Raw genomic sequence first — 14,863 nt, 5'->3', positions numbered from 1 at the left:
GCTTTCCCGTTGAACGGCTCTCCTGCACGGCCCGCATGCGCTTTGGCGCATGCGGGCCGTGTGGTTTATCCTTTCCCCGTTTTTCATCGTCGATACAGGTTCGCATGAACGACTTGCTGCGCTCCTTCGTCCGGGCCTTCGTCAGCGCGCTGCACCCGCGCATGCTGTGGCTCACCCTGATGCCGTTCGTCGTCTCGGCGCTGCTGTGGGGTGTCGTGCTGTGGTTCTCGTGGCAGACGCTGATCGATGCCGCGCGCGGCGCGCTCGACGGCTTCGTGCTCACGGCCGTGCTGTACCGCATGTTCGACGCGATCGGGATGTCGCAGCTGCATGCGGTCGTCGCGCCGTTCGTCGTCGTCTCGCTCGCGATTCCGCTGATCGTGCTGACCGTGCTGCTGCTGATCGCGACGATCTCGATGCCGGTCGTGATCAAGCACCTGTCGAACCGGCAGTTCGCTACGCTCGAGGCGAAGCGGGGCGGCACGTTCTTCGGCAGCGTGTTCAATTCGCTCGGCGCGGCCGTCGTCGGCGTCGTGCTGCTGGTCGTCACGATCCCGCTGTGGCTGATTCCGCCGTTCTTCGCGCTGCTGCCGCCGGTGATCTGGGGCTGGCTGACCTACCGCGTGATGACCTACGACGCGCTCGCGCAGCACGCCAGCCGGGACGAGCGCCGTGCGCTGGTGCGGCAGCATCGTTGGCCGCTGATCGGCATCGGCGTCGCGACGGGGCTGCTCGGTACCGTGCCCACCTTCGTGTGGGTGTCGTCGGTCTGGATGATGGTGCTGTTTCCGTTCGTGGCGGCGGCCATGATCTGGGTTTACGCTTTCATCCTCGTCTTCTCGGCGCTGTGGTTCGGGCACTATTGCCTGCGCGCGCTGGACGACCTGCGCGCGAGTTCGCGCGCCACTGCAATCGACATGGGGCAGGCATGAGCATCGGCATCATCATCATCGGCGACGAAATCCTTTCGGGCCGCCGGCAGGACAAGCACCTGACCAAGGTCATCGAGCTCCTCGGCGCGCGCGGCCTCGCGCTCGACTGGGCCGAATACGTCGGCGACGATCCGGCGCGGATCACCGCCACGCTCGCTCGCGCGATCGCGTCCGGCGACATCGTGTTCTCCACGGGCGGGATCGGCGCGACACCGGACGACCACACGCGCCAGTGCGCTGCCGCCGCACTCGGCGTGCCGCTCGAGCTGCACCCGGAAGCAAAGGCGCTGATCTCGGAGCGCATCCGCGAGACGCACACCGATCCGGCCAGGCCGGTCGATTTCGAATCGCCGGAAAACCAGCATCGCTTCAACATGGGCGTGTTCCCGGCGGGCGCGACGATCATCCCGAACGGCTACAACCGGATTCCCGGGTTCTCGGTCGGCGATCTCCATTTCGTGCCGGGCTTCCCGGTGATGGCGTGGCCGATGATCGAATGGGTGCTCGACACGAAGTACGGGCATCTCCATCACGCGACGCCGCACGCGGAGCGCTCGCTGTACGTGTTCGAGCTGCCGGAATCGACGCTCACGCCGCTGATGGAGAAGATCGAGCGCGATTTTCCGGGCGTGCGCGTGTTCAGCCTGCCAAGCGTGGGCGACGCCGAGCGCGGCGGGATCTACGCGCGCCGGCATATCGATCTCGGCGTGAAGGGCGAGCCGGAGGCGGTCGCGGCCGCGTTCGTGAAGCTGCGCGAAGGCGTGCACCTGCTCGGTGGCGACGTGGTCGAGCCGGACGTGCCGCGCGCCTGAGGGCCGCGCATCGGTTACCGATGCGGGCCGCGGAGAGGCCGCGCAAAAACCACGGGCCGCGCAACGCGGCCCGTCATCGGGATGTCATCGCCCGCCTCGACGATGTCGCAATCGGGCGTGCTTCGGCGGATGCGCCGTCAGGCGCCGATCCACGGCAGTTTCCGGAAGCACCAGCCGTCGACCGTCTTGCGGTGGCCTTCCGCATCCTTGCCGCCCTCGAAGCCTTCGAGCAGGTCGAAGGCCTTCGTGAAGCCGGCCTGCGTCGACGCGACCGCGGCGAGCTTCGAGCGCGCGGCGCTGCGGCACAGGAACAGGATGGGCGTATCGGCCGGGAGGGCCGCTTTCAGCTGATCGACGAATTCGGCGTTCGGCACGCCGCCCGGGTAGCGCGTCCATTCGAGGTGCAGGTACTGGCCGTCGCCGACGAGCGGGCGGCCGATCCAGTCGAGCTCGGCGCGGGTGCGCACGTCGACGAGGCGTGCCGACGGGTCGAGCTGCAGCAGTTCGAAAGCCTCGACCGGCAGCAGTGCGCCGGCATAGGGGAGCGCGCCCTGGGCGCGGCGTTCTTCGGCCTTCGCGTAAAGCTGGTCGAGCGTACTCATGGCAGGAGGTCTCCGTATCGGTCAAACGATCATTCTAGCGCGGTGCAGCCGCGCGGATGTCCGCTTGCCCGGCAGGGTATGCACCGCCCACGTGTTCACCAAAAAAGTGCAGAATGGCACGCATGCACCAGAATGATTCCATGGCATCGGCGTGCTTCGCCATTTGCACCATGGAGGTGCGGTCAGGCGATCGCCGATGCGGCGCCCGGCCCCGGAATCGCGCAGCCGGGCCCTGCCGTGGCGCGGGCTGGCGCGATTCATGTCGCTTCTGTGCATGGCTGGCACGGTTGCTGCTATATAGAATTCGGTCGACCCGGGGCGCGCTGCGCCAAAGCCAGACTCCGGGCAGCTCGATAAACGAGGCGGTTCCCAGTCCGCCGGAATTGTTCAATCAGGAGAAGAGGTTATGAGTAAAACCGTCGCCGACGTCATGCAGCTCGTGAAGGACGAGGACGTCAAGTTCGTCGATTTCCGCTTCACGGATACGCGCGGCAAGGAACAGCACGTGTCGGTGCCGGTTTCGGCGTTTGACGAAGACAAGTTCGAAAGCGGTCATGCATTCGACGGCTCGTCGATCGCCGGCTGGAAGGGCATCGAGGCGTCGGACATGCTGCTCATGCCGGACCCGAGCGCTGCGTTCATCGACCCGTTCTACGAAGAGTCGACCCTCGTGCTGACCTGCGACGTGGTCGAGCCGGCCGACGGCAAGGGCTATGAGCGCGATCCGCGTTCGCTCGCGAAGCGCGGCGAAGCGTACCTGAAGAGCACGGGCATCGGCGACACGGCCTACTTCGGTCCGGAACCGGAATTCTTCATTTTCGACTCGGTCCAGTGGAACACGGACATGTCGGGCTGCTTCGTGAAGATCAACTCGGAAGAAGCACCGTGGTCGGCAGGCAAGGAATTCGAAGGCGGCAACACGGGCCACCGTCCGGGCACGAAGGGCGGCTACTTCCCGGTCGCGCCGGTCGACACGTTCCAGGACATGCGTTCGGAAATGTGCCTGCTGCTCGAACAGCTCGGCATCCCGGTCGAAGTGCACCACCACGAAGTGGCGGGCCAGGGCCAGAACGAAATCGGCACGAAGTTCTCGACGCTGGTGCAGCGCGCCGACTGGACGCAATGGTCGAAGTACATCATCCATAACGTCGCGCACTCGTACGGCAAGACGGCGACGTTCATGCCGAAGCCGGTCGTCGGCGACAACGGTTCGGGCATGCACGTTCACCAGTCGATCTGGAAGGACGGTCAGAACCTGTTCGCAGGCAACGGCTATGCCGGCCTGTCGGAACTGGCGCTGTTCTACATCGGCGGCATCATCAAGCACGCCCGTGCACTGAACGCGATCACGAACCCGACGACGAACTCGTACAAGCGTCTGGTCCCGCACTTCGAAGCACCGGTCAAGCTCGCTTACTCGGCGCGTAACCGTTCGGCATCGATCCGCATTCCGCACGTGTCGAACCCGAAGGGCCGCCGTATCGAAACGCGCTTCCCGGATCCGATGGCGAACCCGTACCTGTGCTTCACGGCACTGATGATGGCCGGCCTCGACGGGATCCAGAACAAGATCCACCCGGGCGAAGCCGCGGACAAGAACCTGTACGACCTGCCGCCGGAAGAGGATGCAAAGATCCCGACCGTCTGCGCAGGCCTCGACCAGGCACTGGAAGCGCTCGACAAGGATCGCGAGTTCCTGACGCGCGGTGGCGTGTTCACCGACGGCATGATCGATGCATACCTCGCGCTGAAGGAGCAGGAGCTGGCGAAGTTCCGCATGACGACGCATCCGATCGAGTTCGAGATGTACTACTCGCTGTAATCGGCGATGGCGCTTCGATTCAGCGCCGTCATGCCGGTTCGTTCCCGTCGCGCGGCTTGCGGCGGGAACCGCGGAGTCTGAAAGGGGACGGCGTCCAGCCGTCCCTTTTTTGTTCCGAGCATTTCCATTTTTCGACCCGGTGAGGCGCGACGACACGCACGATGGCTCTGAAGAATCTGATCAAGGCGAAGACGGGGCAGCCCGAGCGACTGACGGAAGACGAGCGGCTCACGCGCTCGGGCCTGCTTGCGGGGCTGGAAGCGCTGCCGACGGTCGTGATCGTGCTCGACCGCAAGACGCTGCGGGTCGCGTACGCGAACCCATCCGCGGAGGCGATGCTCGACATCTCGCGCCGGCAGCTCGCGCAGCGGCCGTGGGGCGAGATTTTCCCGAACGCGAACGAGCTCGCGTCGACGATCACCGCGATCGGCGAGGAGCGCTTTCACGCGACGCATCTCGATACCGTGCTCGATCGGCCCGGCCGAGAACCGCTGCACGTGCATGCGATCGTCGGCTTCCTCGAGACCGCGCCCGATTTCGTACTCGTCGAGCTGTTCGAGAACGAACGGCAGTCGCGCACCGATCGCGAGGAACGCATCCACGACCTGACCGCGGTCAACAAGCAACTGATCCGCAACCTCGCGCATGAAATCAAGAACCCGCTCGGCGGCATTCGCGGCGCAGCCCAGCTGCTCGAATTCGAACTGAGCGAGCGCGAGCGCGGCGAGTTGCGCGAATACACGCAGGTGATCATCAAGGAGTCCGACCGCCTGCAGACGCTCGTCGACCGGTTGCTGGAGCCGCATCGGCATCCGCACATCGTCGGCGACGTCAACATTCATGAAGTGTGCGAACGCGTGCGCGCGGTGATGCTCGCGGAATTTCCGCGCGGGCTCTCCATCGAGCGCGATTACGACGTGAGCGTGCCGGACCTGCGCGGCGACAAGGAGCAGTTGATCCAGGCGCTGCTGAACATCGTGCGCAACGCCGCGCAGGCGCTGCGCGAACGGATCGCGCAGGGCGACGCGAAGATCGAGCTGCGCACGCGCGTCGCGCGCAAGGTGACGATCGCGAAGCGCCTGTACAAGCTGGCACTGGACTTGCACGTGGTCGACAACGGGCCCGGCATTCCGGAGGAGATCCGCGATCGGATCTTCTACCCGCTCGTGTCCGGGCGCGACGACGGCAGCGGCCTCGGTCTCACGCTCGCGCAGACCTTCGTGCAGCAGCACGACGGGATGATCGAGGTCGAGAGCCGGCCCGGCCGTACCGAATTTCAGATCCTGCTGCCGCTCGATCACTGAGCGACGGCATGGCGATTCACCGGATTCACCCATACCTGACCGACCTATGAAGCCGATCTGGATAGTAGACGACGACCAATCGATCCGCTGGGTGCTCGAAAAGGCACTCGCCCGCGACAGCTTCGCGACGAAGAGCTTCGCGAACGTGCGCGACGCGCTGGCCGCGCTCGACCACGAGACGCCGCAGGTGCTCGTGTCCGACATCCGGATGCCGGGCGGCTCCGGCCTCGAGTTGTTGCAGGCGATGCACGAGCGCTTGCCGGGCCTGCCCGTCATCATCATGACGGCGTTCTCCGATCTCGACAGCGCCGTCGCGGCGTTCCAGGGCGGCGCGTTCGAATATCTCGCGAAGCCGTTCGACGTCGACAAGGCCGTCGAGCTGATTCGCCGCGCGGTCGAGGAGAGCCTGCGCGGCGGTGCGCCGCAGGACGAGCGCGTCGCCGAGGCGCCCGAGATGCTCGGCCAGGCACCCGCGATGCAGGACATGTTTCGCGCGATCGGCCGCCTGTCGCATTCGGCCGCGACCGTGCTGATCACCGGCGAATCGGGCACCGGCAAGGAACTCGTCGCGCGGGCGCTGCACCGTCACAGCCCGCGGGCGAACGGCCCGTTCATCGCACTGAACACCGCGGCGATTCCGAAGGACCTGCTGGAGTCCGAACTGTTCGGCCATGAGCGCGGCGCGTTCACCGGCGCGCAGACGACGCGCCAGGGCCGCTTCGAGCAGGCCGAGAACGGCACGCTGTTCCTCGACGAAATCGGCGACATGCCGTTCGATCTGCAGACTCGCCTGTTGCGCGTGCTGTCGGATGGCCAGTTCTATCGCGTCGGCGGCCACAACCCGCTGCGCGCGAACGTGCGCGTGATCGCCGCGACGCATCAGAATCTGGAGGCGCGCGTGCGGCAGGGGCTGTTCCGCGAGGACCTTTACCACCGGCTCAACGTGATTCGGCTGCGGCTGCCGCCGCTGCGCGAACGCAGCGAGGACATCGCGCTCCTCACGCGCCACTTCCTGCAGAAGAGCGCGCGCGATCTCGGCGTCGAGCCGAAGCGCGTGTCGGACGAAGCGCTCGCGTATCTGACGTCGTTGCCGTTTCCCGGCAATGTGCGGCAGCTCGAGAACCTCGCGAACTGGCTGACCGTGATGGCGCCGGCGCAGACGGTCGAGATCAAGGACTTGCCGCCCGACCTCGTGCCGGCAGGCGCAACGGTGACCGCGATGGCCGATGGCGCGGATGCGCCCGGCGGCGTGAGCGGCGGCGTTGCGGGCGACGCGGCGCGCGCGCAGCTGGCGGCGGGTGGCGTGCCGTTGACGGCGGCGCCCGTCGCGGCCGCACCGAACGGTGCGCCGGCCGGCTATCCGATGTGGGAAAGCGGGCTGCGCACCGAAGTCGCGCGGCTGCTGCGCGAGAATTCGTCCGACGTGATGGACGAGCTCGCGCGCCGCTTCGAGGCGGCCGTGATTCGCGAGGCGCTCGACTTCACGCGCGGCCGCAAGGTCGAGGCGGCGGAGCGGCTCGGCATCGGCCGCAACACCATCACGCGCAAGATCCAGGAACTGCATCTGGAGCCGTAAGCCTCTATCGCGGCATGCGCGGGTGTCGCGCATGCCGCGATCGGACATAATCGCGGTTTGCCGTCAGGTGCGTTCCGTCATGTCCGATTCCTTCCGCTGGCCCGCCGGGGCCGATCCCTTCCGTTTTCTCGAAGCGCTCGACAGCAAGCGCGCCCGCGCGTGGGTCGACGAGCAGAACGCGCGCACGCGTATCGCGCTGCGCGACGACGATGCGTATCGCGCGCTCACCGCGCGGCTCGCGCAAGCGTATCTGCCGCGCGAACGCCCGGTGATTCCGACCCGCTGGCGCGACTGGGCGTACGACCTGTGGCAGGACGATCTCCATCCGAAGGGACTGTGGCGCCGCGCGCGCTGGGACGACTGGCGCGCCGGCCGGCCCGAGTGGGAAACGCTCCTCGACGTCGACGCGCTCGGCGCGCAAGAGGGCGAGTCGTGGGTGTTCGAGCAGGACGCAATCCTGTATCCCGACGGTGACCGCGCGCTGCTGTCGCTGTCGCCGGGCGGTGCCGACGCCGTCGTCGTGCGCGAGTTCGATCTCGTGCAGCGTCGTTTCGTCGACGGCGGTTTCACGATCGACGAGCCGGGGCATCACACGGTCGGCTGGATCGACCGCGATACCGTCTACGTGAGCTGGGATCGCGGCGAAGCGCATGCGACCGCGGCCGGCTATCCGTACGAAGCGCGCCGCTGGGTACGCGGCACGCCGCTCGCCGATGCGCCGGTCGTATTTCGCGGCGAACCCGACGACATCAGCGCCGGCGCGTGGTTCGACCCGATCGATGGCCGTCACGTCGCGTGGCGCAGCGTGGACTTCTTCGACGCACACGCGTACTGGCTGACCGACGCGGGCGAGTGGGCGCGCTACGACGTGCCGACGCATGTCGAGGTCGGCTTCTGGGAAGGCTGGCTCATGCTGGAGCCGCGGCTCGACTGGGACTGCGGCGGCGTGCATCACGCGGGCGGCTCGCTGCTCGCGATCCGCGAGCAGGCGTTCCTGGCAGGGTCGCGCGAGCTCACGACGCTGTTCGCGCCGCGGCCGTCGACGTCCGCCTGCACGTGGACGCACACGCGCACGATGCTGATCGCGAGCTGGCTCGACGACGTGCACAACCGCACGATGCTGTGGCAGCCGCGCCAGGGCGAGGACGGCGCGTGGACGTGGGACGCGCGGCCGTTCGACTGGCCGGGCGATGCGCAGATCGACGTCGAGCCGGTCGAGTCGACGCTGAACGACGATGTGTACGTGGACGTCGATACCTATCTCGATCCGCCCGAATGCTGGCTCGCCGACCTGGCCGATCGCGCGGCCGATGCGCCGTCGCGCCGCGTGCTGCTCGATCGGCCGCCGGTGCGGTTCGATGCGGCCGGGCTCGTCGTGCGTCGCGCGAATGCCCGTTCGCGCGACGGCACGATGGTGCCGTACACGCTGATCGGGCCGCGTGACGCGCTCGATGCGCGCGATGCGACGGATCGCGCCGACGGCAGCGCCCGCGTCGCGCGCCCGTGCCTGCTGTCAGGCTATGGCGGCTTCGCGATTCCGAACCTGCCCGGCTACAGCGATGCACTCGGCATTGCGTGGCTCGAACGCGGCGGTGTCGCGGCGTTCGCGCACATCCGTGGTGGCGGCGAATTCGGGCCGGGCTGGCACGTCGATGCGCAGCGCGAACATCGGCAGCGCTCGTTCGACGACTTCATCGCGGTGGCCGAGGACCTGATCCGCACCGGCGTGACGACGGCCCCGCAACTCGGCATCGAGGGCGGCAGCAACGGCGGGCTGCTGGTGGGCGCCTGCATGGTGCAGCGTCCGGAACTGTTCGGCGCGGTGCTGTGCCGCGTGCCGCTGCTCGACATGCGGCGCTATCCGAAGCTGCACGCGGGCGCCGCATGGCTCGACGAGTATGGCGATCCGGACGATTCGCGCGAGGGCGCGGCGCTCGCCGCGTACTCGCCGTATCACCGCGTGCGCGAAGGTGTCGTGTATCCGCCGCTGCTGCTGACGACGTCGACGCGCGACGACCGCGTGCATCCGGCGCATGCGCGCAAGATGGCCGCGCGCATGCATGCGCTCGGCCACGAACGGGTGTGGTACTGGGAGAACACCGACGGCGGCCACGGCAGTGCCGACGATCTGGAGCGCGCCGAATCGGATGCGGCGGAGTTCGGTTTCCTATGGGCCCATCTCGGGCCCGCGCCCGCGCGCGATTGAGCGCGCGCGTGAGAGTGGGCAGGGGCTCAGCCGACGATCGCGACGACGGGTGTGTGGTCGGACGGCTGGTCCCACGTGCGCGGCACGCGGTCGACTTCGCACGACGTGCAGGTGGCGGCGAGCGCCGGCGACAGCAGGACGTGGTCGATGCGCAGCCCCGCGTTGCGGCGGAACGCGAACATCCGGTAGTCCCACCACGTGAAGGTCTTCTCCGGCTGCTCGAAACGGCGGAATGCATCGACGAAGCCGAGTTCGATCAGCTTCGCGAAGTGCGCGCGCTCCTGCGGCGACACGAGGTTCTGGCCTTCCCATTTCGCCGGGTCGTGCACGTCGCGGTCTTCCGGCGCGATGTTGTAGTCGCCGAGCAGCGCGAGCTTCGGGTAGCGCTGCATCTCGGTGGCCAGCCACGCATGCAGCGCGTCGAGCCACTGCATCTTGTAGACGAACTTGTCGGAGTCGGGCGCCTGGCCGTTCGGGAAATAGGCGGACACGATGCGCACACCGTCGACCGTCACGGCGATCACGCGCTGCTGCGGATCGTCGAAGCCGGGGATGTTGCGCACGACGTCCGATTCGTCGACGGCGAGCGTGTCGCGCACGAGGATCGCGACGCCGTTGTAGGTCTTCTGGCCCGCGAACCAGCTGCGGTAGCCGGCAGCCTCGAGATCGGCGCGCGGATACTTCTCGTCGGGCAGCTTCAGTTCCTGCAGGCACAGCACGTCGGTTCCGCTTTGCGCGAGCCAGTCGAGCACGTGCTGCTTGCGGACGTTGAGCGAGTTGACGTTCCAGGTGGCGATTTTCATGAACGGGAATGCATGCGGGGTGAATGCGAAGGCCGCCATCTTACCGCGAGCAAGGGGCGCGAACGCGCGCGACACGCGGCGCGAAGCAGGGGTGATGCATCGCGTGATCGACGACCTGCAAAGAAATTGTGACAAAAGTGTTGACGTGAGTACTTCATCACCCTATAATTTATTTCTCTGACGCGGGGTGGAGCAGTCTGGCAGCTCGTCGGGCTCATAACCCGAAGGTCGTAGGTTCAAATCCTACCCCCGCAACCAAGCACACCAGACGATGTGCAGCGCAAGTGACCGATGCGCGCTTCGTCGACAGGAACCCGGCCTCGTGCCGGGTTTTTTGTTTTCAGCTCGCCGCCCACTCGACCGCCGCCTTCGCATGCAGCGCGGTCGTATCAAACACCGGCAGCGGCGAATCGTCTGCGCCGATCAGCAGCGTGATTTCCGTACAGCCGAGTATCACCGCCTGCGCGCCGCGTTTCGCCAGTTCGTCGATGATCGCTACGTAGGTCGCGCGCGACTCGGCATCGATGACGCCATGACACAGCTCGTCGTAGATGATCCGGTGCACGTCGCTACGCGCGGATTCGTCCGGCACCAGCACGTCGAGGCCGAATTTGTCGCGCAGACGCTCCGTATAGAACGGCAGTTCCATCGTGTAGCGCGTGCCGAGCAGCGCGACGCGCTCGACGCCAGCTGCTCGCAGTGCGGTGCCGGTCGGATCGGCGATGTGCAGGAATGGCAGCGCCACCGCAGCCTCGATCGCGTCGTGCACGCGGTGCATCGTGTTGGTCGTCAGCACGACGAGATCGGCGCCGGCCGCTTCGAGCCGGCGCGCGGCATCGGCCATCCGTTCACCGAGCGCGGCCCAGTCCTGCGCGCGCTGCAATGCTTCGATCTCCGCGAAATCCACCGTGACCAGCACGCTCTTCGCATTGTGATGGCCGCCGTGCAGCGCCTTCGAATGGCGATTGATCATCCGGTAGTACTCCGCCGACGATTCCCAGCTCATCCCGCCGATCAGTCCGATCGTCTTCATCCGTCACCCGTGCGTTTCTTGAACTGTGGCAGACGAGTATAGGGGGCGGTCCTTGCGCGCGGCGGTACGATCCGCGCGAAGCGGACCGGTACGGTGCCGCCGGAACGTGCCGGAACTGCGCGGAGGCGACCGAACGCGACATCACGCGACAGTTGAAACGGGCACTGTGTTTTTGTACAGTATTGGCACCGTGAATCCGACCATCATCCCGCCTGCCGATCCGCGCGTGCCGCCACCCGGCGACGCACCGTCACGCGTGCGCAAGATCATCCATTGCGACTGCGACTGCTTTTACGCGTCGGTCGAGATGCGCGACGACCCGTCGCTGCGCAACCGGCCGCTCGCGGTCGGCGGCCGGCCCGACCAGCGCGGCGTGATCGCGACCTGCAACTACGAGGCGCGGCGCTATGGCGTGCATTCGGCGATGTCGTCGGCGCTGGCGATGCGAAAGTGCCCGGACCTGCTGATCCTGCCGTCCGCGATGGACAAGTACCGCGCGGCGTCGCGACAGATCATGGCGATCTATCGCGACTACACGCGTGACGTCGAGCCGCTGTCGCTCGACGAGGCGTACCTCGACGTCAGCGGTTCCGAACTGTGCCAGGGCAGCGCGACGCTGATTGCACGGGAGATTCGCCGGCGCGTGTACGACACGGTCGGCGTGACGGTGTCGGCGGGCGTCGCGCCGAACAAGTTCATCGCGAAGATCGCGTCCGACTGGAACAAGCCCGACGGCCTGTTCGTCGTGCGTCCGCATGAGGTCGATGCATTCGTCGCGGCGTTGTCGGTGCGCAAGCTGCACGGCGTCGGGCAGGTGACGGCCACGCGGCTCGACCGGCTCGGCATCCAGACCTGCGCTCAGCTGCGCGACTGGTCGCTGATCGATCTGCATCGCGAGTTTGGCGCATTCGGCCGGCGGCTGTATCAGCTCGCGCGCGGAATCGACGAGCGGCCCGTGCAGGCCGACCAGGAGCGCAAGTCGGTCAGCGTCGAGACGACCTACGTGACCGACCTGACGACGCTCGAGCAATGCGCGGACGAGATTCGTCGCCTGGTCGTGCAACTCGACGCGCGGATCGCGCGCGCGGGCGCGGCCCGCACGATCCGCAAGCTGTACGTGAAGATCCGCTTCGCGGATTTCCAGCGCACGACGGTCGAGTGCGTGGCCGACGCGACGAATGCGCAGACGGCCGTCACGCTGCTCGCGAAGGGGCTGCAGCGGCGCGCGCAGGCGGTGCGGCTGCTCGGCGTCGGCGTGCGCATCGACGAGGACACGGCCGAGCGTCACGGGCAGTTTTCGCTGTTCGACGACGAGGCCGACCTCAACACCGACAACACGGACGAAGCAGGCGGCGAAACGCCGGCACCATGATGAAAAAAGGCACCGCCGAAGCGGTGCCTTTCGATGCAGGCGGACGAGCCGGGCAGGGCATGCTCAGTGCGCGGGGGAAGCCATCCCGTTGTGGCGCAGCAGCGCGTCGATTTCCGGCTCGCGGCCGCGGAACGCCTTGAACGAATCCATCGCCGGCCGGCTGCCGCCGACTTCGAGGATCTCGCGGCGATAGCGCGTGCCGGTCGCCGCGTCGAGCACGCTGCCGCTCGCGGCAGCCGCTTCCTCGAACGCCGCGTACGCGTCGGCCGACAGCACCTCGGCCCACTTGTAGCTGTAATAGCCGGCCGCATAGCCGCCCGCGAAGATGTGGCTGAACGTGTTCGGCCAGCGCGAGAACGCCGCCTGCGGAATCACGTGGTAACGCTCGTTGATCTCGCGCGCGAACGCGTTCACGCCGGTCGTGCCGGCCGGGTCGAAGTCGACGTGCAGCAGCATGTCAAACATCGAGAACACGATCTGGCGGAGCGTGCCGAGACCGCTCTGGAAGTTCTTCGCGGCGATCATCTTGTCGAACAGCTCGCGCGGCAGCGCGGCGCCCGTATCGACGTGCGACGACATCGACGACAGCACGTCCCATTCCCAGCAGAAGTTTTCCATGAATTGCGACGGCAGCTCGACCGCATCCCATTCGACGCCGTTGATGCCCGACACGCCGAGCTCGTCGACGCGCGTGAGCATGTGATGCAGCCCGTGGCCGAATTCATGGAACAGCGTGATGACTTCGTCGTGCGTGAAGCATGCCGGCTTGCCGCCGACCGGCGCCGAGAAGTTGCAGGTCAGGTACGCGACCGGCGTCTGCACGGCGTTGCCGCGCTTCGCGCGCGCACGCGCATCGTCCATCCACGCGCCGCCGCGCTTGCCTTCGCGTGCATACAGGTCGAGATAGAACTGCGCGACGAGCGAGCCGTCGCGGTTCTCCACGCGGAAGAAGCGCACGTCCTTGTGCCACACCGGTGCGTCGTCCGGCTTGATCCGCACGCCGAACAGCGTTTCGGTGACGGTGAACAGGCCCTTCAGCACGGCCGGTTCCGGGAAGTACTGCTTGACCTCGTTTTCCGAGAACGCGTAGCGCTGCTGGCGCAGCCGCTCGGCCGAGAACGCGACGTCCCACGGCGCGAGCTCGGCCAGACCGAGTTCCTTCGCGGCGAACGCGCGCAGTTCGTCCCAGTCCTTGTCAGCGTGCGGTCGCGCGCGCGTCGCGAGATCCTCGAGGAACGCGATCACCTGCTGTGGCGATTCGGCCATCTTCGGCGCGAGCGACACTTCGGCGAAGTTGCGGTAGCCGAGCATCTGCGCTTCTTCGCGGCGCAGCTTCAGTTCGTCGGCGACGATCGCCGTGTTGTCCCACTCGGCCTTGCCGCCGCCGTACTGCGGGCCGAGTTCTGATGCGCGGGTTGCATACGCGCGGTACAGCGTCTCGCGCATCGCGCGGTTCTCGGCGTACTGCAGTACCGGGAAGTAGGACGGGAAGTGCAGCGTGAACTTCCAGCCTTCCTTGCCTTCCTTCTGCGCGGCTTCGCGGGCCGCTTCGATCGCGTCGCCCGGCAGGCCGGCCAGCTCGGCTTCGTCGTGCGCGAAATACGCATACGCGTTGGTTGCGTCGAGCACGTGATCGGAGAACGCCTTCGACAGCGCGGCCTGCTGCTCCTGCAGTTCCGCGAAGCGCGGCTTCTGGTCCTCGGGCAACTCGGCGCCCGACAGGCGGAAATCGCGCAGCGCGTTGTCGAGGATCTTCTTGCGCTCGGCGGACAGCGTCGCGTATTCGGCGCTCGCGGCGATCGCCTTGTACTTCTCGTACAGCGCGAGGTTCTGGCCGACGCTCGACCAGAACTCTGTCACGCGCGGCAGGTTTTCGCCGTAGGCGGCGCGCAGCTCCGGCGTATCGGCGACCGCGTTCAGGTGGCCGACGACGCCCCATGCACGCCCGAGCGGCTCCGTCGCCTGCTCGACCGTCTCGACGATCGCGGCCCATGTCGCCGGCGTCGCTGGCGCGCTCGCGGTGTCGACCGCGCGGTTGGCGGCATCGAGCAGCGTGTCGAGCGCGGGCGTCACGTGTTCCGGACGAATCTCGCCGAAGCGGGGCAGGCCGGAGAAATCGAGGAGCGGATTGGTGTTGGCGCTGGCGGACATTAAGACTCCCTGTCTGTTGCCGGATGAACCGGGGTGAAAAGGGTGAGGCGCGATGCGGCGGCGCCCGATACCGACATTATTGGGGCGCATCGCGCGCTTTCCAATCGTTAGTTTCTAACGACGCGATTGGATGCGCTCGGTACGGGGTCGGATACAGGGGGATTCAGTGCGACGGCGCGGCCACAGCGGACGACCGGCGAGACGCCGGCGCGCGAATGCGCGCCGGCTGGGCGGGCAGAGCAATCGGGCG

The 14,863-nt window shown here is 67.1% G+C and carries 11 protein-coding genes and 1 tRNA gene; 8 read left to right on the top strand and 4 right to left on the bottom strand.

Features of this window, described 5'->3' with window-relative positions; all coding sequences use genetic code 11:
- Positions 1-104: 104 nt before the first annotated feature.
- Positions 105-932 carry an EI24 domain-containing protein gene (locus DIE08_RS21795; RefSeq protein WP_059608428.1) on the top strand — a complete coding sequence of 276 codons (828 nt, stop codon included), beginning with the start codon at positions 105-107 and terminating at the stop codon, positions 930-932.
- Positions 929-1,744, top strand: coding sequence for a molybdopterin-binding protein (locus tag DIE08_RS21790; RefSeq protein WP_124903519.1), 816 nt, complete (start codon positions 929-931; stop codon positions 1,742-1,744). Before DIE08_RS21795 ends, DIE08_RS21790 begins: the two co-directional genes overlap by 4 nt.
- A gap of 137 nt (positions 1,745-1,881) precedes the next feature.
- Here the strand turns inward: DIE08_RS21790 and DIE08_RS21785 are convergent, their stop codons facing one another.
- Positions 1,882-2,346, bottom strand: coding sequence for a rhodanese-like domain-containing protein (locus DIE08_RS21785; RefSeq protein WP_124622293.1), 465 nt, complete (start codon positions 2,344-2,346; stop codon positions 1,882-1,884).
- A gap of 406 nt (positions 2,347-2,752) precedes the next feature.
- Here DIE08_RS21785 and glnA point away from each other — a divergent pair, with 406 nt between their 5' ends.
- The 4 genes from glnA to DIE08_RS21765 all read left to right on the top strand — a co-directional run bounded on the left by glnA (position 2,753) and on the right by DIE08_RS21765 (position 9,254).
- The gene (gene glnA, locus DIE08_RS21780) at positions 2,753-4,168 is read left to right on the top strand and encodes a type I glutamate--ammonia ligase (protein ID WP_059678739.1); all 1,416 of its coding nucleotides are present in this window, start codon (positions 2,753-2,755) and stop codon (positions 4,166-4,168) included.
- Between the two features lie 161 nt (positions 4,169-4,329).
- Complete coding sequence (glnL, locus tag DIE08_RS21775) at positions 4,330-5,472, top strand: nitrogen regulation protein NR(II) (protein ID WP_059608424.1); 1,143 nt, start codon at positions 4,330-4,332, stop codon at positions 5,470-5,472.
- Between the two features lie 46 nt (positions 5,473-5,518).
- A complete protein-coding gene (gene ntrC, locus DIE08_RS21770; protein ID WP_124903517.1) occupies positions 5,519-7,048 on the top strand; it encodes a nitrogen regulation protein NR(I) in 1,530 nt (509 codons plus the stop codon).
- Positions 7,049-7,127: 79 nt separating this feature from the next.
- Positions 7,128-9,254: a prolyl oligopeptidase family protein gene (locus DIE08_RS21765; protein WP_124903515.1), complete on the top strand. Its 2,127-nt coding sequence runs from the start codon at positions 7,128-7,130 to the stop codon at positions 9,252-9,254.
- A gap of 26 nt (positions 9,255-9,280) precedes the next feature.
- Here the strand turns inward: DIE08_RS21765 and xth are convergent, their stop codons facing one another.
- Positions 9,281-10,057, bottom strand: coding sequence for an exodeoxyribonuclease III (gene xth, locus DIE08_RS21760; protein ID WP_203249536.1), 777 nt, complete (start codon positions 10,055-10,057; stop codon positions 9,281-9,283).
- Positions 10,058-10,238: 181 nt separating this feature from the next.
- On the opposite strand from xth, the gene DIE08_RS21755 reads away from it, so the two are divergent.
- Positions 10,239-10,315, top strand: a tRNA-Met gene (locus DIE08_RS21755).
- 82 nt (positions 10,316-10,397) lie between these two features.
- Here the strand turns inward: DIE08_RS21755 and DIE08_RS21750 are convergent.
- Positions 10,398-11,090 (bottom strand): aspartate/glutamate racemase family protein, encoded by a 693-nt coding sequence (locus tag DIE08_RS21750; RefSeq protein WP_124903513.1) that lies wholly within the window; start codon positions 11,088-11,090, stop codon positions 10,398-10,400.
- A 166-nt stretch (positions 11,091-11,256) separates the two neighbouring features.
- Between DIE08_RS21750 and dinB the strand changes: the two genes are divergently transcribed.
- Positions 11,257-12,462 (top strand): DNA polymerase IV, encoded by a 1,206-nt coding sequence (gene dinB / locus DIE08_RS21745; RefSeq protein WP_124903511.1) that lies wholly within the window; start codon positions 11,257-11,259, stop codon positions 12,460-12,462.
- A gap of 63 nt (positions 12,463-12,525) precedes the next feature.
- On the opposite strand, the gene DIE08_RS21740 is transcribed toward dinB, so the two are convergent.
- On the bottom strand, positions 12,526-14,613 hold the full coding sequence (locus DIE08_RS21740) for a M3 family metallopeptidase (RefSeq protein ID WP_059608418.1): 2,088 nt from the start codon (positions 14,611-14,613) through the stop codon (positions 12,526-12,528).
- Between the last annotated feature and the right edge of the window lie 250 nt (positions 14,614-14,863).

It is taken from the genome of Burkholderia sp. Bp9004, assembly GCF_003858025.1.
In the GTDB taxonomy this organism is placed as follows: Bacteria; Pseudomonadota; Gammaproteobacteria; order Burkholderiales; family Burkholderiaceae; genus Burkholderia; species Burkholderia diffusa.
This window is presented reverse-complemented; position numbering and strand designations above follow the sequence as displayed.